The sequence below is a fragment of the Photobacterium sp. WH77 genome, from assembly GCF_022014395.1.
Classification (GTDB): domain Bacteria; phylum Pseudomonadota; class Gammaproteobacteria; order Enterobacterales; family Vibrionaceae; genus Photobacterium; species Photobacterium arenosum.
The window spans coordinates 87,589-106,017 of the sequence record NZ_JAKLTE010000006.1; the positions used below are offsets into that span (position 1 = coordinate 87,589).

Genomic DNA, 18,429 nt, shown 5'->3' on the forward strand with positions numbered 1-18,429 from the left:
ATGAGAATAGGGTGCTGCAAAAAAAATACCCCGGCGATGCCAGGGTATTTTCTTCGTTCGATTAAGTGGAGACTTAAGCGTTTTGCTCTTCAGCCTGCTTGGCCTGAATCGCGGTCAGAGCGATGGTATAGACGATGTCGTCTACCAGCGCGCCACGAGACAGGTCGTTCACCGGCTTGCGCATGCCCTGAAGCATTGGACCGATAGACACCAGCTCGGCAGAACGCTGTACCGCTTTGTACGTGGTGTTACCTGTGTTCAGATCCGGGAACACGAAGACAGTTGCTTTACCGGCAACCGGTGAGTCCGGCGCTTTAGATTTTGCCACGTTTTCCATGATGGCGGCGTCGTACTGCAGCGGACCGTCGATGATCAGGTCAGGACGTTTTTCCTGCGCAATACGTGTTGCTTCACGGACTTTATCAACGTCTGCACCCTGGCCCGAGTTACCGGTAGAGTAAGAGATCATTGCTACGCGCGGTTCAATACCGAAGGCTTTGGCTGAGTCCGCCGACTGAATGGCGATTTCAGCCAGTTGCTCAGCGTTCGGATCCGGGTTGATGGCACAGTCACCATATACCAGAACCTGATCAGGCAGCAGCATGAAGAAGACAGAAGACACCAGTGACGCACTTGGCGCGGTTTTGATCAGCTGCAGCGGCGGGCGAATGGTGTTGGCTGTGGTATGTACCGCACCCGAGACCAGACCGTCCACTTCGTTTTGTTCCAGCATCATGGTACCCAGTACAACTGTATCTTCCAGCTGTTCACGGGCAACCACTTCGGTCATGCCTTTGTTCTTACGCAGCTCAACCAGACGAGCCACATACTGCTCGCGCACAGAGGCCGGATCGATAATGTCAACACCGGCACCCAGTACCACACCTTGCTGTTCGGCAACGCGTTTGATTTCCGCCGGGTTACCCAGCAGCACACATTCAGCAATACCGCGTTCTGCACAGATAGCAGCCGCTTTTACTGTACGTGGCTCATCACCTTCAGGCAGCACGATGCGTTTTGCCGCGCGGCGGGCATATTCTGTCAGTTGGTAACGGAAAGCCGGCGGGCTCAGGCGGCGTTCACGGGCAGAACCTTCGCTCAGGGATTCGATCCACTGGCCATCAATGTGGCTGGCCATGTACTCGTTGACCATCTCGACCCGCTCTTTATCGTCAGCCGGTACTTCCAGGCTGAAGCTCTGCAGGTTCAGAGAGGTCTGCCAGGTGTTCCCTTTGGCAATCATCACAGGCAGGCCGGTTTCGAAAGCACGCTTGCACAGTTTTTCAACGGTAGCAGGCAGTTCATAGCCACCGGTCAGCAGCAACGCGCCGATTTCCACACCGTTCATCGCCGCCAGACAGGCAGCCACAACCACATCAGGACGGTCTGCTGAGGTTACCAGCAGTGAACCCGGACGGAAGTGCTCAACCATGTTAGGGATAGAGCGGGCACAGAAAGTGATGCTCTTAATGCGACGGCTGTCGATTTCACCCGGGTTGATAATGTCAGCATTGAGGTGCTTCGCAATATCGGTTGCACGGGTAGCGATCAGCTCGGCATTGAAGGGTGCACAGCCCAGCACGCGAATCGGGCTGGAGTTGAACACTTGCATCACTTCAACGTGAGTGGGCATCACAGAGTCAGAACCGTCGAAAATCTCAGACAGATCCGGACGGGTACGGCCTTCAGCATCCACAGGGGCATTGAGTTTGTTCACAATCACACCTGAGATGTGTTTGTTCTTAATACCGCCAAAGTTAGAGCAGGCAATTTCAATGCGCTCTTTCAGCTGGGCTGGGTTATCTGTACCCGGCGAGACCACGAACACGATTTCCGCGTCCAGTGTCTTGGCAATTTCGTAGTTGATCTGGTTCGCAAACGGGTGCTTGCGGGTGGGTACCAGACCTTCAATCAGGGCCACTTCAGCGCCTTCAGTGGCTTCTTTAAAGCGTGCAACGATATCTTCCAGCAGCACGTCGCTCTGGTCGCTGCGGATCAGTTCATCGGCTTCAGCCATGGACACCGGCTGAGCAATTTGCATGTCGCTGTTGGCACGGATAATCGACGTTGTCAGATCCGGCTGATCGCCGCCGTGACGAGGCTGGGCGATAGGTTTGAAAAAGGAAACACGGACGCCTTTGCGCTCCATAGCGCGAAGCACACCCAGGCTGACGCTGGTCAGGCCGACTCCGGCACCGACCGGAATGAGCATTATGGTACGTGACACAGTCAATTCCTCAAACTGTTAGCAAACGGTAGAAAGGGAGGTCAGGCTGTCGGACAGCAACTCCCGATTATTATCATTCTTGATAGAAAAAGGCCGACTAAGTCGGCCAATTGGTGTTGCTTAGATGTTGGTCAGGCGTGCTGTATCTTCAGCAATCACCAGCTCTTCATTGGTCGAGATAACCATGGCCGGTACGCGGCTGTTGTCTGTCGTGATCACACCTTCGCCACCGAAACGGGCTTTCAGGTTCTTTTCACTGTCGACTTCGATACCGAAGAACTTCAGGCGGTTCAGCACCATTTCACGGATTGGGGCAGAGTTCTCGCCAATGCCGCCGGTGAAAGTGATCGCATCCAGCTGACCGTCCAGCGTCGCTGTGTAGCTGGCCACGTATTTCGCCAGGCGGTGGCAGAATACGTCCATCGCACGGGTCGCTTCTTCTTTCTGACCGTAGTTGTCTTCAACGAAACGGCAGTCAGAAGTGACTTCTGTCAGGCCAGCCAGACCGGATTCTTTGGTCAGCATGGTGTTGATTTCGTCAACAGAGTAGCCCAGAGAGTCGTGCAGGTGGAAGATGATAGCCGGGTCGATGTCGCCACAACGCGTGCCCATCACCAGGCCTTCCAGCGGAGTCAGACCCATAGAGGTATCAACAGACTTACCATTCTTGATTGCGCAAACAGACGCGCCGTTACCCAGATGGCAGTTAATGATGTTCAGTTCGCTTTCTGCTTTACCCATGCGGTTAGCCGTTTCACGGGTGATGAACAGGTGCGAAGTGCCGTGCATACCATAACGACGAATGCTGTGGTCTTTGTACAGCTTATATGGCAGCGCGTACAGGTACGCTTCTTCTGGCATAGTCTGGTGGAATGCGGTATCGAATACTGCAACGTTCTGCAGAGCCGGGAAGGCTTTCTGAGCGGCTTTGATACCAATGATATGTGCTGGATTATGCAGCGGTGCCAACGTAGCGCACTCTTCAATGCCTTTCAGCACGGCTTCATCAATCAGAGCTGATTGTGTGAACTTCTCGCCACCGTGAACCACACGGTGACCAATCGCTTTCAGGTTTTCAGCCAGCTCAGGCTTGGAAGCCAGAATAGTTTCTACCATGAAAGCCAGTGCTTCTTCGTGTGCTGCACCATTACCCAGTTGAGCTTCGTGTTTGGCACCATCAAGTTTCCACTTGATACGGGCTTCTGGTAGGTGCAGACATTCTGCAAGACCTGTCAGGTGCTCATCACCTGATACTGCGTCGACGACAGCAAACTTCAGAGAAGAACTACCGCAGTTAAGAACTAAAACCAGCTTAGACATGTGAGTGACTACCTATATAATCTGTCTGAAAGTTGATATTCAATTGAATAAGCGTTAACCATAGAATAGTCGACCCAGTGTATGGCGAGACTAAACCAGGTATTTTTGCTTCTGTCCGTAGAAGTGAAATGCAAACCTGAGGAGTTAACTTATCCTTAATTTATTGCGATAACAGGGTTATCGGCCAACAATTACCTAAGGCGTGCATAGGATAGCCCTTGTTGGTCGATATAACAAAAAAATTTTTAAAAATTAATTCATGGTAGATTGATTGTTGTTTGTTTTGAAAATTTACAGTATTTGTTGAGGCTGGTGCGATATGAATCAGACAAAAATCTGGAAACAGGTCCAACACGGCCAGCATTACATGTCGGTATGGCCAATGCGCAAAGAGCTGGCTGTATTGTTTCCTGAACAACGCTATATCAGGGCCACCCGATTTGCGGTGCGTGTGATGCCCGCTGTGGCCGTGATGAGCGTTCTGAGCCAGATGGCTTTTCATAATTCCTCTGGTTTGCCACTGGCGATGGCAGTGGCCTTGTTTGCGCTCAGTATGCCGTTGCAGGGCCTGTTGTGGCTGGGGAAACGCAGCCGGACAGCCTTGCCGCCCTCACTGGCGAGCTGGTGCCGTGAAATACACGGCAAAATTTTAAGTGAAGGCTATTCCATGCAGCCGCTGAAAGAGCGGCCTCGCTATCTGGAGCTGGCACAGGTGCTGGACAGAGCCTTTAAGCAGTTAGATAAGGCCTCTCTCGAACGCTGGTTCTGATTGCCGTTTTGCGGGGTGATGTGCTGCGGATTTTCCCTGTGTTCAGTCTGCAAAGGCGATTAGGAAAGGCGAAAAACGGTTAAAGTGAACATGTGGCAAACAAAAAAAACGGACAGGGATATTCCTGTCCGTTTTTTGTTTGCTATCACCGGCGATTCAGCTGGCCAGATAGCGGCGGATTTGGGCCTCTATGCCCGGACCATCGATTTCCAGTTCAGCATGCAGTTCAGCTTGAGTGCCCTGATGGACAAATTTGTCCGGCAGGCCGATTTGCAGCACAGGCTTAATGCGTTTGTCTTTCATCAAAAACTCGATCACACCGGAACCGGCGCCGCCGGCGATGGCATTTTCTTCCACCGTGACCAGCAGATCATGGTTGTCGGCCAGCTCGCGAATCAAGGCTTCATCCAGTGGTTTGACAAAGCGCATGTCAGCAACAGTGGCATCCAGGGCTTCTGCCGCTTCCAGCGCATAGCTCAGTGTGGTGCCGAAGTTCAGGATCGCCACTTTTTCACCCTGGCGGCGGAGTATCCCTTTGCCCAGTTCCAGCGCCGTCATGGTGGCATCTGGTGTTACACCGGTTCCGCTGCCTCGCGGGTAGCGCACTGCGCTGGGCCCCTGATGCTGATGACCGGTATAGAGCATCTGGCGGCACTCGTTTTCGTCACTCGGTGTCATGATCACCATGTTAGGAATGCAGCGCAGGAAGCTCAGATCAAAGGCGCCCTGGTGGGTCTGGCCGTCAGCCCCGACCAGTCCGCCACGATCTATCGCGAACATCACAGGTAAATCCATAATGGCGACATCGTGGATCAGCTGATCATAACCGCGCTGCAGGAAAGTCGAGTAGATAGCGACAACCGGGTGATAACCGCCAATAGCCATACCGGTCGCCAGTGTTACCGCATGCTGCTCAGCGATGGCGACATCAAAATACTGATCCGGGTATTCTTTGGAGAACCGGACCAGGCCGGAACCTTCACGCATTGCCGGTGTGATGGCCATCAGCTTGCTGTCTTTCTCTGCCATATCACATAGCCAGTCGCCGAAGATTTTCGAGAAAGTCGGTTTGCTGTCTTTGGCTTTCGGCAGCGGGTTCTGGCTCAGATCAAACTTTGGTACGGCGTGATAATTGATCGGATCGGCTTCCGCCGGCGCATAGCCTTTGCCTTTTTTCGTCATGATATGAAGAAATTGCGGGCCTTTGAGGTTGCGCATATTTTTAATCGTACGCACCAGCTCCTGCACATCATGGCCGTCGATAGGGCCGATGTAATTAAAGCCCAGTTCTTCAAACATAGTGCCTGGCACGACCATGCCTTTGAGGTGCTCCTCGGCCCGGCGGACCAGTTCTTTAATCGGTGGTGCGCCTGAGAGAACCTTCTTGCCGCCTTCGCGAATGCTGGCATAGAAATTACCGGACAGCAGACGTGCCAGATGATTATTGAGCGCACCTACGTTCTCGGAGATCGACATTTCATTGTCGTTGAGGATCACCAGCATGTCGCTGTGTACATCACCGGCATGGTTCATGGCTTCGAAAGCCATGCCCGCGGTAATGGCCCCGTCACCGATCACGCTGACAACTTTGCGGCCCGCGCCTTCACGCTCGGCGGCAATCGCCATGCCCAGGCCGGCACTGATTGAGGTAGAGGAGTGGCCGACAGACAGCACGTCATATTCACTTTCTTCCCGCCAGGGGAAGGGGTGCAAACCGTTTTTCTGGCGAATGGTATTTAAACGATCGCGACGCCCGGTCAGGATTTTATGCGGGTAGGCCTGATGACCGACATCCCAAATCAAATGATCGAAAGGTGTGTTGTACACATAATGCAGGGCAACCGTCAGTTCTACGGCGCCCAGACCCGAAGCAAAATGCCCGCTGGACTGACTCACAGAGTTGAGCAGATACGTCCGCAGCTCATCGCAGAGCGCAGGTAAACTGTCCACCGGCAGTAAACGGAGTTCGTCCGGTGTATTGGCTAAGGCCAGATGTGGGTATTTAGAAATATCCAATGTCATAACAAGTCGGCGCTTATACTGTTTTAGTTGTTGCGCTCGATAACGTATCGGGCGAAAACTTCTAATGAATCTGTATTGTAGGGTATAGCTTCCAGGGCGTGTAGGGCTTCCTGGTATAGCTGGCGAGCTTTATCCTGTGCGCCTGCTAATCCTAGCAGGGCAGGGTAGGTGCTTTTTTCCAGAGCGGCATCTGATCCCTGGGGTTTCCCCAGTGTCTGAGTATCGCTGATCACATCCAGAATGTCGTCCTGAACCTGAAAGGCCAAGCCAATCGCCTCTGCGTACCTGTCCAGCTGTGGCAGGATGGCGACCCCTTTTTCACCGGCCGCCAGAGCGCCAAGGCGCACCGCACAACGGATCAGTGCCCCGGTTTTGTGTCTGTGTATCGTTTCCAGCTGCGCCAGACCGACACGCTTGTGCTCTGCAGCTAAATCCAGCATCTGTCCGGCACACATACCGGATGCGCCGGCAGCCTGAGCCAATTCGCGAACCATGGCGATGCGCTGGCTGTTGCCCTCGGCACTCAGCCGGCCAGAAGCCAGTATTTCAAAAGAGAGTGTCTGCAAGGCATCACCGGCCAGAATGGCAGAGGCTTCATCAAAGGCAATGTGACAGGTCGGTTTGCCCCGACGCAGTTCGTCGTCATCCATAGCAGGAAGATCGTCATGGATCAGCGAATAGGCATGAATACACTCTACTGCCGCCGCCGGGGTATCCAGATCATTGATATCCGCTCCCAGCATGCTGCCTGTGACATAAGTCAGGAAAGGCCGGGCACGCTTTCCGCCCAGCAAGGTGCCGTGCCTCATCGCCTGAACCAGAGGCTGATCGGTAAAGGGCAACTGACTCAGCCAGTGTTCCAGCTGATCATTATTACGGGCCGCGTACTCGGCCAGTTGTTGAGAAAGGCTGTTAGTCATCGCTCGGTTCAAAGTCCGTTAGTGGCGCATTGTCGTCAGCTTGCAGCAAAATCTCAACCCGTTGCTCGGCCTGGGTCAGTTTTTGCTGGCTGTTGCGGGCCAGGGAAATGCCACGCTCAAATTTTTTCAGCGCGTCTTCTAAAGGGATATCACCGGATTCCAGCTCGTTGACTATCACATCGAGTTCATTCATGGCCTCTTCGAAGGCCATCTTTTCTGGTTTTTTAGTCGCCATATCCGGTCCATTGATGGGTTGTGAGCGCGTTTGGAGGTGCGCCCGAAAATGAGGGGAAAATAGCGCACAGGCTATGCCGGGTCAAATTATGGCACAGGGAAGTGTGCGCATTACAGTGTTATTTTTATGGTTTTTATACCCTGTGCTGCTTTCTATCGCCCATTGCAAGAGGAATGCAATCACAGATGACAGGCGGAAGTTCGGTTTTTCCCAGCAGAGCACAAAACCAAGGGTTAATCAGTGCTAAACCAAAATCCAAAGGTGCCGATACAGGGTGAGTAAGTTAGAATAGCGCCAGTTTGAGCTGGCCAGAGTAACCCGGACATCCTTGATGTTACTTGGGTTGATAAGAAAAAATTACAGAGGAGTGATCCGTGGATTTGGCAACCCTCATAGGCTTAGTTGGTGCCTTTGCTTTTGTCATTATGGCGATGCTGCTGGGTGGCAGCCTTGATATATTTTTTAATGTGCCCTCTATTTTGATTGTATTGGGCGGGACATTATTTGTTGTATTAATGAAGTACAGCCTGTCGCAGTTTTTTGGCGCCGCCAAAATTGCGGCCAAAGCCTTCATGTTTAAAACAGACGACCCGGAAGATTTGATCGCCAAGATTGTTGAAATGGCGGATGCGGCACGTAAAGGCGGCTTTCTGGCGCTGGAAGAAATGGAAGTCAATAACAGCTTCCTGCGTAAAGGGATTGATTTACTTGTCGACGGTCACGACGCCGACGTAGTGCGTTCGACATTGCAAAAAGACATCGGGCTGACCAACGAGCGTCATGAACGGGGTGTCGGTATTTTCAGCTCATTAGGTGAAGTTTCACCTGCGATGGGGATGATAGGTACCCTGGTGGGACTGGTCGCCATGCTGACCAACATGGACGATCCGAAATCTATCGGCCCGGCTATGGCCGTGGCGCTGTTAACCACCTTATACGGTTCGATCCTGGCCAACATGGTCGCTATTCCTATTGCTGATAAACTGTCATTACGTAAAAACGAAGAGCGCCTTAACCGCCGCCTGATTCTTGATGGGGTACTGGCCATACAGGATGGCCAGAATCCGCGTGTGATTGACGGTTTTCTGAAAAATTACCTCCATGAAAAACAACGCCGTACTGACGTTGATGAATAAGGAGGCTGGTGATGGATGAGACCGAATGCAATTGTAAGAAAGGGACACCGGCCTGGATGGCAACGTTCGCCGATCTGGCGACCCTGCTGATGTGTTTCTTCGTGCTGCTGTTGTCATTTTCTGAGCTGGACGTCCTGAAGTTCAAGCAAATTGCAGGTTCTCTGAAATTTGCCTTTGGTGTGCAGAACATGGTGGAGGTGAAAGACATTCCAAAAGGCACCAGTGTTATTGCACAGGAATTTCGTCCGGGGCGGCCTGAGCCCACCCCGATTGAAGTCATCATGCAGCAAACCATTGACATGACGCAGCGGACGCTGGACTTTCATGAAGGTGAATCGGATAAGGCCGGCGGTACGAAACGCGAAGCCGGTAAGCTGACTGGTGGGCGCTCCGAGCATACCGCCACCCAGATGAACCAGAATACTCAGTCGGAAATGACCCAAGCTCAGCAGCAACTGGCTGATGTCTTGCAAACGGCCCTTGAGCGAGAAATACAGGAAAATCTGATTGAGGTTGAAAACCTGGGTCAGCAGGTGGTGATCCGTATTCGTGAAAAAGGGGCATTTCCGGAAGGGTCGGCTTTTCTGCAACCCAAATTTCGTCCGCTGGTGCGCCAGGTGGCTGATCTGGTCAAAGACGTGCCTGGCGTGATTACCGTTTCTGGTCATACTGATAATCAACGTCTGGATTCAGAGTTGTATCGCTCCAACTGGGACTTGTCGGCACAGCGAGCTGTGTCCGTTGCTCAGGAAATGGAAAAAGTGCAAGGCTTTGATCATAACCGGATGCGTGTGCTGGGACTGGCAGATACCTCGCCGCTGGACAGCAATGACACCCTGGATGGACGTAAACGTAACCGCCGGGTAGAAATTGCCATCATGCAGGGTAAACCGCATTTTACCAATGAACTGACCAGCGACCCGGCAGGGGAATCTGCCGTCCCGTCAAATTAAGCCTACAATCTGAATAAGGACATGATGCGCGTTCGCCTGACAGGGCGAACACGCATCAGGCGGCGAGGGCAAGAGCCATGATGGACCGCGTGTCTGTGAATCTCTGCAATCGCCGTTTTTCTGATAATCCTTTGTATTTCAGCGACCGCTTGCTTGCTGTATAATCCGCGCCTTTAGTTAGGCCCTGTGAAGCGAAGCATGTTATGAAATTTATTGTAAAGCCCCATCCAGAGATTTTTGTAAAGAGTGAATCAGTGCGGAAGCGCTTTACCAAAATCCTGGAGTGCAATATCCGCATTATCCTTCAGCGCCTGTCTGATCAAGTGGCTGTGTACAACCGACGCAGCTACATTGATGTCACAGTGAAGGACGACAGCCTCCGTGATCAGGTTCTGACCGTACTGACCCAGACGCCTGGGATTCATCATGTGCTGGAAGTCAAACAAACCGGTTTTACCGATATGCACGATATCTTCGAGCAGACTCTGGCCCATGTCGGCAACGAGCTTGACGGCAAAACCTTTTGTGTGCGCGCCAAGCGGGTTGGTAAACACGATTTCACCTCCATTGAGCTGGAACGTTACGTCGGCGGTGGTCTGAATCAGGCCTTTGAAAGTGCGAAAGTGCAACTGAAAAATCCGCAGGTGACGGTCAATATTGAAGTGGACGGCGAGAAACTCAACCAGGTGCTTGCCCGCCATAAAGGGCTGGGTGGCTTCCCGCTGGGTACTCAGGAAGATGTATTGAGCCTGATCTCAGGCGGTTTCGATTCCGGTGTGTCCAGCTATCTGCACATCAAGCGCGGCAGTAAAGTGCATTACTGTTTCTTCAATCTTGGCGGTCCGGCACACGAAATTGGTGTGAAGCAGGTTGCTCACTATCTGTGGAAGAAATTCGGCTCTTCGGCCAAAGTGAAGTTCATTGCCATTGATTTTGAACCTGTTGTGGCAGAAATCCTGGAAAATGTTGATGACGGCCAGATGGGCGTGGTGCTCAAGCGTATGTTCATGCGCGCGGCAGGCCAGGTTGCTGAACGTTTTGGTATTCAGGCACTGGTGACCGGCGAAGCATTGGGTCAGGTATCAAGCCAGACGCTGACCAATCTGCGTCATATCGACAACGTGACAGATTCGCTGATCCTTCGTCCGCTGATCAACTGGGACAAAGAAGATATTATCAATATTGCCCGTGATATCGGTACGGAAGACTTTGCCAAGACCATGCCTGAATTTTGTGGTGTGATTTCGAAAAGCCCGACCGTGAAGGCGGTGAAAGAGAAACTGGAAACCGAAGAAGCCAAGTTTGATTTTGCGGTGCTGGATCGTGTGGTGAGTGAAGCCCGTATCCTTGATATCCGCGACATCGAAAAAGAAAGTCAGGAGCAGGCGCCTGAGATTGAGTTGGTGGATCAGATTGACGGCAACAGCACAGTGCTGGATATCCGCAGCCCGGATGAAGAAGATGAAAGCCCGCTGCATATCGAAGGGGTTGAAATCAAGCATTTGCCGTTCTACAAACTGGCGACCCAGTTTGGCGATTTACCTCAGGATAAAACCTACCTGCTGTATTGCGCTCGCGGTGTGATGAGCCGCTTACAGGCCCTGTACCTGAAAGAAAATGGTTTCGATAATGTGAAGGTTTATCGCCCATAATCTTCCATTGCTTTTCGTTCCCTCCCCTTGGCAAGGGGAGGGCTAGGGTGGGGTTCGTGAGGCGTTCTCGACTTTGCGTCAGTGCCTTTTAACCCCCTCCTAACCTCCCCCTTGAAAAGGGGGAGGGATCGTACCGCGATGACTGAGACCATGAATATTCCCTCCTCTTATGAATTACGAAGGGGAGGGAATATCAGCTTTTCCCAAGCACGTCATAACTCATACTTGGCCACATCACCATAGGTTCTGCCACTTTGGCGGTTGTTGCTTTCCCCAGCAGCAGGGTGATGATTTCCAGTGCAAACTCTTGCGAAGTGCCCGGTGCCTGGCTGGTCAGCAGATTATTATTCACATCAAACATCACGCGACGACCTTCACGGCGACGGTGCTCAGGAATACGATCAACAAAGGCCGGGTGAGCCGTCATCAGCGCGTCCGGATACAGCTGGTGATGTTCCAGCACCACAGCAGGTGCGGCACAGATCGCCGCCACAAGCTTACCGTCGTATTTATGCTGTTTAATGAATTCAACCGTCAGCGTGCTGTCTCTGAGATATTCTGCGCCAGGCAGCCCGCCGGGCAGTACCACGCAGTCGAACGGTTCATCCGCAATCTCAACCAGCGGGCAGTCCGCTGTCAGTGTAATGCCCCGCGAGCCTTTCATCGCCAGTGCCCCATCCTCAGCCACGCTGGCAATGGTGACTTGCATGCCGGCCCTGATCAGAATATCAACCGTGTTGATGACTTCCATTTCCTCACTGCCGGGGGCAATACAGACCGCCACTTTGGGGGGCCGGACTGAGGATTGTTGTGGATTAGCCATAGTTTTGCTCCAAATGTTTTATCTGTTGCCACAAGGCGACGTTCGCCGGGGTGGCAAGCTGAAAGTGGTGTGCCTGCTCAATCAGAAAGCCGGTAATGGCGTCGATTTCTGTCGGCCGCCGGTTGGCAACATCCTGCTGCATGGATGAGTAGTTGGCCGCCGTGGCTTTGATCACTGTCAGGGTACGTTGCCAGAGATCGTCTGCGCTGGTGGTGTAGCCGACGGCTGTCATGACAGCCGTAACTTCGCGGCAGACAGCCATCAGTTCGGCACTAAAATCCGGCGCAGCCAGATCGCCATTGCGGCATTGGTGGATGGCCGTCAGCGGATTGATGGCGCAATTGATCGCCAGTTTCTGCCATTGCGGATAGTGAATATCATCATGCCACTGGCAGGGAGCCAAAGCCGTGTCCAGCATCCCAGCCAGTGCCTGCCACTGATTGCCGGCTGCATTTACAGCGCCCAGCCAGGTCGGGCCAGATCCTGTATGGCGTACGCTGTGGCTGTCGACACGTAACGCCGCCTGAGAGGTGGTTGCATACAGTACCGGGTTATCTGGCAGCAGTTGCAGCACCTCGTTTTCGGTACCCATGCCGTTGTGCATCACAATCACAGGCGTTGAGGCGTCCAGCCAGGGGGCGATGCTCTTTATTGCCTCGGAGACCTGAAAGGCTTTTACTGTGATCAGAACGATATCGCTGCAGGTAAGCTGGTCGGGCTGATTGCAGCGAAAGGTGAAAGTGTCCAGATTCGTCGTATCAATACCTTGCCAGTTCAACGTATAGGTACTGTCAGTCTGGCGGCGCCAAAGGTGTACGGTGTGGCCTTGTCTGGCCAGAGCTCCTGCCCAGAGGCTGCCTATGGCGCCAGCGCCGACTAAGGTAATGTTCACGGTATTGCCTGTTGGGAAAGGGATCACTGAAGCCTATTGTAGCGGCTGTGAAATCAAGGGGTAAAGCAAAAGTCCGGATACCTGAGTACCCGGACCGGATGTTATTCAGAATTTATAGGTGACAGAGAAATAATGGGATGGGCCGGTTGACTCAAAGCTATCTGAATCTTCAATCAGGTAAACATCATAGAAGAGTTTCAGGCCGTATCCGACGGAAAAGCGATCGGAGTGCCAGTAAAGCCCGTTGAACCAGTTCCCGCCATGTGTGGCCTGGGAATTGCCGTTAAACTCATCATCTGCCCCGAACTGGTAATCAATATAGCCCTGATAGGAAATGAATGAGCCATTATCAAAGGTATAGAAGGGTTTAAACCAGTTGGTGGATATCTGGTAGCCGTTCCAGTCTTTCGCGTTGACATCATACAAGCCATACAGATTCAGGCCCACTTTACCAAACCAGGGCACCATGATATCGGAGCCAATCCCCCAGAAGGAATTATTGACGTCATGCGCACCGCCTCCCCAGTTGAACAGGGTGGCAAAATAGAGTTCCTGCACCGGGCCGAATGAGAGATCGGTTTTGGTTAATGCATCGAGCGAAACCCGTGGTGCAAACTTCATGAACATTTTGGGTCTGTCTTTCTTGTCACTGGCATCGCTTTCTGTCAGATCGAAGAAATCCACATAGCCGTACAGGTCAAAAATACCCGACCGACCACCAAATTCCATTTCCAGATAGTCATGACCGGATGGATCGCTGGGCGCACGGGGATACTCTTCCAGTGCGTACATCAGATTGAACTGAAACCATTTATAGTCATTTTTATGGATATCGCCGTCAGTGTAGTCAGCGGCAAAAGCGGTTCCGGGACATACCAGTGCTGCTCCAAGAGCCAAAGCTAAACGAGTCTGTTTCATGTTGGCGTTCTCACTTATCGTTTATCGTTGCCATTGCTTAGTAACACTTCTGCCAAGAGGCTTGTTTCTTAACAGAAAGACAGTGTCTAACTTAAAAGATTAGTGGATTGCGGATGGGATGCCTTAGAAGTAAGAAAATAATCTGTGCCCTGGGGAGTGATACAGATCGTAACTTTAGAAATCAGTCAGAAAATCAGTCAGATGAGAGGGTTTGGCAGGAGAATAAAATCGTCTCAGGAGTTAGAACGAAAACAAAGGCGCCGGGAAGGCGCCTTTGCAGGATTCAGAGTGTTGCTCAGGGCAAGCCTTAGAACTTGTAAGTCACGCTGACATAGTGGCTGATACCGGTCGATTTGAGGGAATCAGAGTCTTTAATACCGTACACGTCTTTGTAGGCTTTCAGGCCGTAACCCACCGCATAGCGCTCAGAGTGCCAGTAGATACCGTTGAACATGACGCCGCCGTTGCTGGCAGAAGAGTACTCTTCTTTCATCTCAAACTGGTAATCAATGTAGCCCTGGTATGACACAAAGCTGCCGTTGTCCAGGGTATAGAAAGGTTTGAACCAGTTGGTCGAAATCTGGTAACCGTTCCAGTCTTTTTTGTTCAGGTCATACAGACCATAGACGTTCAGACCCACTTTACCCAGCCAAGGTACGTTCACGTCTGAGCCCAGCCCCCAGAAAGAGTTGTTTACGCTTCCTAAATTAGCTGAACCGTCTTGGTTAGTTGTTGCTGCGCCGTTCCAGTTAAACAGGGTAGCAAAGTACAGTTCCTGGACCGGACCAAAAGACAGATCAGAGTAAGTCAGTGCATCCAGAGATACACGTGGCGCAAACTTCATGAACATTTTTGGCGCAGTTGCTTTATCGCTGCTTGGGCTGTTGGTCAGGTTGAAGATGTCGACATAACCATATAGATCAAAGATACCGGAACGGCCGCCGAATTCCATTTCCAGATAGTCGTGGCTGGATTCGCCTGGCAGCTCGTCAAATGCGTACATTAGGTTGAACTGAGACCATTTGTAGTCGTTCTTGTGGATATTACCGTCGGTGTAATCAGCAGCATTTGTAGCAGCAGACAGGGAAGCTGCCAGTACACTCAGTGCAACAAGGGATTTACGCATCGTCAACTCTCGCTAATTGAATTAAAACACCGGACTTTTTTGACCAGTCCGTATCAATGGCGGGAAGTGTATTGTTTGATGTCACTAATGTGAATGTAACAAAAGACCAGTTGTTTTTTGATTGTGAGTTTGATCTTGTGTAATGGATTGCAAAAAAAATCAAAAGTGATTTTGATCTCTTTTTGTTCGCTATTGGATGTAATTTTTCTGATCTAAATGAGTAATAGGTCAGTTATTGCCCATGTCTGGTATGCGGGAAAGTTAACTGAGATCAAATAAAGTCAACTTGAGAGTCAGAATTATCAACAGATATAGAAACAGAAGGGGAGGAGGGCAAGCTATCTGGCCTGACATGTTGGAACGCTCAGGCCAGATAAAGTTCCCGGACAAGGTTATTTAGTTCTGATGAGGGGCGTATTTCGCCACCGCTTTGATGAGGATCAGTACAGGTAAGCCGATCAATGCGGTACTCAGAAAGAACATGTTATAGCCCCAGTGATCAACAAACAGGCCTGAAAAACCGGCAAGAAATTTCGGGAACAGCAACATGATGGAGCTGAAAAGGGCATATTGGGTAGCAGAGAACGCCACGTTGGTCAGACCGGACATAAAGGCAATAAAGGCAGCGGTGGCAATGCCCGCACTCAGGTTATCAATCGAGATCACCAAAGTCAGCATAGGCAGGCTGTTGCCGATATAGGTAAAGGCCATAAACAGCAGGTTAGTGAATGCGGCCAGCACAGCGCCCAGAGCCAGAATCCGCAGCGTGTTATAGCGGTAAATTAATATACCGCCCAGGCCCGCACCAGCCAGTGTCATGATTACGCCGTATATTTTCGAGACAGAAGCTACTTCGGTTTTACTGAACCCCATATCAACATAGAAAGCATTGGCCATCACGCCCATGACGACGTCTGAGATACGGTAACAGCCGATCAGCGCCAGCAGCAGCAGGCCGGCTCTCCCATAGCGCGAGAAGAAATCGATAAAAGGCATGATCGCAGAGGTATAAAACCAGGCACACATATGGGCCAGCCAGTGCGGCATGTTCCCGGCTGCCAGTCTTTGGCGGATCTCCGCTTCCAGCGCATCCATTTCTTTGCCGTTACGTGCTGGTTCATGAATGCAAAGCGCGGTGATCAGGCCGACGGCCATAAAGCCGGCCATGATGAAATAGGCAGTTTTCCAGCCGATAGGGTCATAGCCGGTGTCTGAACCGAATAAAGCGGCAAAAGCCAGTGCGCCAGCGCCAGCCATGATCATGGCCAGTCGGTAGCCTGTCATATAAGCGGCAGCCAGCGCGGCCTGCAAGCGTTCCGTTGCCAGTTCTATCCGGTAAGCATCAATCACTATGTCCTGCGACGCGGAAGAAAACGCCACTATCACAGCAAATACCGCTAACTGGTATAAATCAATCTGCGGATTACTTAGCGCCATACCGCACAGTGAGGCGATGATCAGCAGTTGCGAGAATACCATCCAGCCACGGCGACGCCCCAATAAGCTGGACAGTACAGGAACGGGGAAGCGGTCTATCAGTGGTGACCATATCCATTTAAAGCCGTATGCGAGCGCGACCCAGCTGAAATAGCCAATGTCAGTACGGCTGACTTCTGCTTCACGCAGCCAGAATGACAGGGTACCAAAAACCAGCAAAATGGGCAGACCGGACGAAAATCCGAGTGCCAGCATGATGAGAACTTTTTTTTCGAGATATACGCGCCACCCGGTGTTCGGGCGATCGTCGACGGTATGCTCCATGTGGAGTGGCCTCTGCTACTGAATACTATCTGGTTCCAGATTTAGCGCTATAAGGTAACAGCAAGCGCGGGTGAGAAAAACCATCGGAAAGTCAAAGTGTGGTGAGTTTGGGGGCAAAGTACTGCTTTAGGGGCGAATGCCCTGCATTTTGTCGGGTGCCTCACCGATACCCAGCAGGAATTTAGCGCCGGCAGTGACACGAAACTGGATAAAGCAGTTGCCCAGCAACTGGTGTTCTTCCAGCGACTCCATCAGATGCAGCAGATACCAGTACACGGACTCGTAGGTATTGTCAGGCGTACCGCTGGGGATCGACAGCAGCCACCAGTCATGCAGATGCTCTGTGCAGGTTTTTTTTAAGGAGTCGTAGCTGGTATCACCATTAATGGTGCCCAGCATAGAAACAGCCAGAGCGGGCGCGTAATCAGTAATGTGACTGGCAATTTGCTCTGTCGGCACATCCGGCATTGAGGAAACAAGTTTGAGCATAGGCACCACCCTGGCCGAAGATTAACGGCCAGGGGCGTCAATCTACTTGTTGATTAGGTTAATAGCTTTAATAACTATAGGCTGCTGAGGCACATCTTTCATACCTATTGAGCGGACTGTTGTTGTAGGAATCGCGGCCATTTTTTCAATAACTGAGAACCCTTTCACAACTTTTCCGAACACCGCATAACCCGGCTTGCCCGAGCGGCCGTCAAGAAAGGTATTGTTCTGGTAATTGATGTAGAACTGACGAGTGGCTGAATCGGCCACTTGTGTCCGCGCCATTGCTAGGGTGGCTCTTTGGTTGCTCAGGCCGTTATCTGATTCATTCTTGATAGGCTCGTAACTCGGGCGCTGCTGTAAATCGGCATCAAATCCACCGCCTTGCGCCATGAATCCCGGAATAACCCGGTGGAAAATGGTGCCCACATAGCTGCCGTCTTCGACATAGCGCAGGAAGTTTTTGGTGGTGACTGGCGCTTGCTCTTCATTCAGCTCAACCACAAATTCGCCCAGACTGGTTTCAATGGCAACCTGAGTGGCGGCAGAGGCTGAAAACGAGAGTGCCAGCAGGGTGGCAGTGATAAAATGTCGCATTACAGGTTTTCCTCCATGTAGCTGTTCAGTTCAGTATCAGACTGGATGTCACGAAGTACAGCATCCATCAGACCCGTCATCGCCACTTCCATTGACTCCGTTGACGCTGTCATCGCGCCTTCCCGGGATGATTTACCCGCATAACGTTTAATGAATTTTCCGTTGGGGGTTGTCAGAACCAGCTGCAGCTGCAACTTGCTGTTCAGGGTGTGGCTGAAGGCGCTCTGCTTGACATTGACTATGGCTTCAAGAATATCCAGTCGCATTGTGTTCTGGCTTTCGTGACCAATTTGAAGGCCCTGAGAGGTCAACTGACGAGAAAGTGCGTCTTGTAATGTCAGGCGCAGGTTTTCTTTCGCGTGCAAGGGGTGAACGTTTTGATTGCCGTTATCTACCACTGCAACGAACTGGGCGGTGCGCAGGTCGCGGCTTTCAAGGGTCAGGTTTTGCCCCTCCAGGTCTGATTGTTTGGCCAGAGAAGGGGAGGGTTGGATAGAAAGCTGGGAGTCAGTCGGTGCCGTACAGGCAGTCAGCGCCAGCAGTGATACGGCGAAAATGAAGGGTTTCATCCGGTTTGTTCCTTATTAAA

At 51.7% G+C, this 18,429-nt stretch carries 17 protein-coding genes; 4 read left to right on the forward strand and 13 right to left on the reverse strand.

The genetic code is table 11. The annotated features are described in order from the left end of the window. Positions 1 to 73 precede the first annotated feature (73 nt). Positions 74 to 2,227 (reverse strand): phosphate acetyltransferase, encoded by a 2,154-nt coding sequence (gene pta, locus L6J37_RS08355; protein WP_192014624.1) that lies wholly within the window; start codon positions 2,225 to 2,227, stop codon positions 74 to 76. A 120-nt stretch (positions 2,228 to 2,347) separates the two neighbouring features. Then, entirely contained in the window at positions 2,348 to 3,547 is a 1,200-nt protein-coding gene (locus tag L6J37_RS08360) for an acetate kinase (protein WP_192014625.1), read from the reverse strand. Positions 3,548 to 3,866: 319 nt separating this feature from the next. On the opposite strand from L6J37_RS08360, the gene yfbV reads away from it, so the two are divergent. Then, on the forward strand, positions 3,867 to 4,316 hold the full coding sequence (gene yfbV / locus L6J37_RS08365) for a terminus macrodomain insulation protein YfbV (protein WP_192014626.1): 450 nt from the start codon (positions 3,867 to 3,869) through the stop codon (positions 4,314 to 4,316). A gap of 156 nt (positions 4,317 to 4,472) precedes the next feature. On the opposite strand, the gene dxs is transcribed toward yfbV, so the two are convergent. The 3 genes from dxs to xseB are packed head-to-tail and all read right to left on the reverse strand — an operon-like array spanning position 4,473 to position 7,493. After that, positions 4,473 to 6,338, reverse strand: coding sequence for a 1-deoxy-D-xylulose-5-phosphate synthase (gene dxs / locus L6J37_RS08370; protein ID WP_192014627.1), 1,866 nt, complete (start codon positions 6,336 to 6,338; stop codon positions 4,473 to 4,475). A 23-nt stretch (positions 6,339 to 6,361) separates the two neighbouring features. Beyond that, a complete protein-coding gene (ispA, locus tag L6J37_RS08375; protein WP_237794760.1) occupies positions 6,362 to 7,258 on the reverse strand; it encodes a (2E,6E)-farnesyl diphosphate synthase in 897 nt (298 codons plus the stop codon). Then, entirely contained in the window at positions 7,251 to 7,493 is a 243-nt protein-coding gene (xseB, locus tag L6J37_RS08380; protein ID WP_192014629.1) for an exodeoxyribonuclease VII small subunit, read from the reverse strand. Before xseB ends, ispA begins: the two co-directional genes overlap by 8 nt. Before the next feature lie 374 nt (positions 7,494 to 7,867). On the opposite strand from xseB, the gene pomA reads away from it, so the two are divergent. From pomA to thiI, 3 genes are all read left to right on the forward strand, one after another. Then, on the forward strand, positions 7,868 to 8,629 hold the full coding sequence (gene pomA / locus L6J37_RS08385) for a flagellar motor protein PomA (RefSeq protein WP_192014630.1): 762 nt from the start codon (positions 7,868 to 7,870) through the stop codon (positions 8,627 to 8,629). A gap of 11 nt (positions 8,630 to 8,640) precedes the next feature. Continuing rightward, positions 8,641 to 9,582, forward strand: a complete 942-nt coding sequence (locus L6J37_RS08390; RefSeq protein ID WP_192014631.1) for a flagellar motor protein MotB — start codon at positions 8,641 to 8,643, stop codon at positions 9,580 to 9,582. A 203-nt stretch (positions 9,583 to 9,785) separates the two neighbouring features. Beyond that, on the forward strand, positions 9,786 to 11,234 hold the full coding sequence (gene thiI, locus L6J37_RS08395) for a tRNA uracil 4-sulfurtransferase ThiI (protein ID WP_192014632.1): 1,449 nt from the start codon (positions 9,786 to 9,788) through the stop codon (positions 11,232 to 11,234). Positions 11,235 to 11,427: 193 nt separating this feature from the next. Here the strand turns inward: thiI and L6J37_RS08400 are convergent, their stop codons facing one another. The 8 genes from L6J37_RS08400 to L6J37_RS08435 form a co-directional block, all read right to left on the reverse strand. Further along, the gene (locus L6J37_RS08400) at positions 11,428 to 12,057 is read right to left on the reverse strand and encodes a DJ-1 family glyoxalase III (protein ID WP_218383811.1); all 630 of its coding nucleotides are present in this window, start codon (positions 12,055 to 12,057) and stop codon (positions 11,428 to 11,430) included. Further along, positions 12,050 to 12,949: a 2-dehydropantoate 2-reductase gene (gene panE / locus L6J37_RS08405; protein WP_237794762.1), complete on the reverse strand. Its 900-nt coding sequence runs from the start codon at positions 12,947 to 12,949 to the stop codon at positions 12,050 to 12,052. The genes L6J37_RS08400 and panE overlap by 8 nt, the downstream gene beginning before the upstream one ends. A 105-nt stretch (positions 12,950 to 13,054) precedes the next feature. Further along, positions 13,055 to 13,867 carry a nucleoside-specific channel-forming Tsx family protein gene (locus tag L6J37_RS08410; protein WP_218383809.1) on the reverse strand — a complete coding sequence of 271 codons (813 nt, stop codon included), beginning with the start codon at positions 13,865 to 13,867 and terminating at the stop codon, positions 13,055 to 13,057. 307 nt (positions 13,868 to 14,174) lie between these two features. Continuing rightward, on the reverse strand, positions 14,175 to 14,993 hold the full coding sequence (locus L6J37_RS08415) for a nucleoside-specific channel-forming Tsx family protein (RefSeq protein ID WP_237794764.1): 819 nt from the start codon (positions 14,991 to 14,993) through the stop codon (positions 14,175 to 14,177). Between the two features lie 396 nt (positions 14,994 to 15,389). Further along, positions 15,390 to 16,754 (reverse strand): AmpG family muropeptide MFS transporter, encoded by a 1,365-nt coding sequence (locus tag L6J37_RS08420; protein WP_237794766.1) that lies wholly within the window; start codon positions 16,752 to 16,754, stop codon positions 15,390 to 15,392. 126 nt (positions 16,755 to 16,880) lie between these two features. Then, entirely contained in the window at positions 16,881 to 17,243 is a 363-nt protein-coding gene (locus L6J37_RS08425) for a hypothetical protein (RefSeq protein ID WP_192014638.1), read from the reverse strand. A 42-nt stretch (positions 17,244 to 17,285) separates the two neighbouring features. Beyond that, complete coding sequence (locus tag L6J37_RS08430) at positions 17,286 to 17,840, reverse strand: peptidylprolyl isomerase (protein ID WP_192014639.1); 555 nt, start codon at positions 17,838 to 17,840, stop codon at positions 17,286 to 17,288. Next, the gene (locus L6J37_RS08435; protein WP_237794767.1) at positions 17,840 to 18,409 is read right to left on the reverse strand and encodes a YajG family lipoprotein; all 570 of its coding nucleotides are present in this window, start codon (positions 18,407 to 18,409) and stop codon (positions 17,840 to 17,842) included. The genes L6J37_RS08430 and L6J37_RS08435 overlap by 1 nt, the downstream gene beginning before the upstream one ends. Positions 18,410 to 18,429: the final 20 nt, after the last annotated feature.

Coding starts and splice junctions, on each gene's coding strand:
- L6J37_RS08435 (WP_237794767.1), bottom strand. CDS start 18,409: ATGAAACCCTTCATTTTCGCCGTATCACTGCTGGCGCTGACTGCCTGT.
- thiI (WP_192014632.1), top strand. CDS start 9,786: ATGAAATTTATTGTAAAGCCCCATCCAGAGATTTTTGTAAAGAGTGAA.
- L6J37_RS08390 (WP_192014631.1), top strand. CDS start 8,641: ATGGATGAGACCGAATGCAATTGTAAGAAAGGGACACCGGCCTGGATG.
- L6J37_RS08425 (WP_192014638.1), bottom strand. CDS start 17,243: ATGCTCAAACTTGTTTCCTCAATGCCGGATGTGCCGACAGAGCAAATT.
- xseB (WP_192014629.1), bottom strand. CDS start 7,493: ATGGCGACTAAAAAACCAGAAAAGATGGCCTTCGAAGAGGCCATGAAT.
- yfbV (WP_192014626.1), top strand. CDS start 3,867: ATGAATCAGACAAAAATCTGGAAACAGGTCCAACACGGCCAGCATTAC.
- L6J37_RS08430 (WP_192014639.1), bottom strand. CDS start 17,840: ATGCGACATTTTATCACTGCCACCCTGCTGGCACTCTCGTTTTCAGCC.
- L6J37_RS08400 (WP_218383811.1), bottom strand. CDS start 12,057: ATGGCTAATCCACAACAATCCTCAGTCCGGCCCCCCAAAGTGGCGGTC.
- dxs (WP_192014627.1), bottom strand. CDS start 6,338: ATGACATTGGATATTTCTAAATACCCACATCTGGCCTTAGCCAATACA.
- L6J37_RS08415 (WP_237794764.1), bottom strand. CDS start 14,993: ATGCGTAAATCCCTTGTTGCACTGAGTGTACTGGCAGCTTCCCTGTCT.
- L6J37_RS08420 (WP_237794766.1), bottom strand. CDS start 16,754: ATGGAGCATACCGTCGACGATCGCCCGAACACCGGGTGGCGCGTATAT.
- L6J37_RS08410 (WP_218383809.1), bottom strand. CDS start 13,867: ATGAAACAGACTCGTTTAGCTTTGGCTCTTGGAGCAGCACTGGTATGT.
- ispA (WP_237794760.1), bottom strand. CDS start 7,258: ATGACTAACAGCCTTTCTCAACAACTGGCCGAGTACGCGGCCCGTAAT.
- L6J37_RS08360 (WP_192014625.1), bottom strand. CDS start 3,547: ATGTCTAAGCTGGTTTTAGTTCTTAACTGCGGTAGTTCTTCTCTGAAG.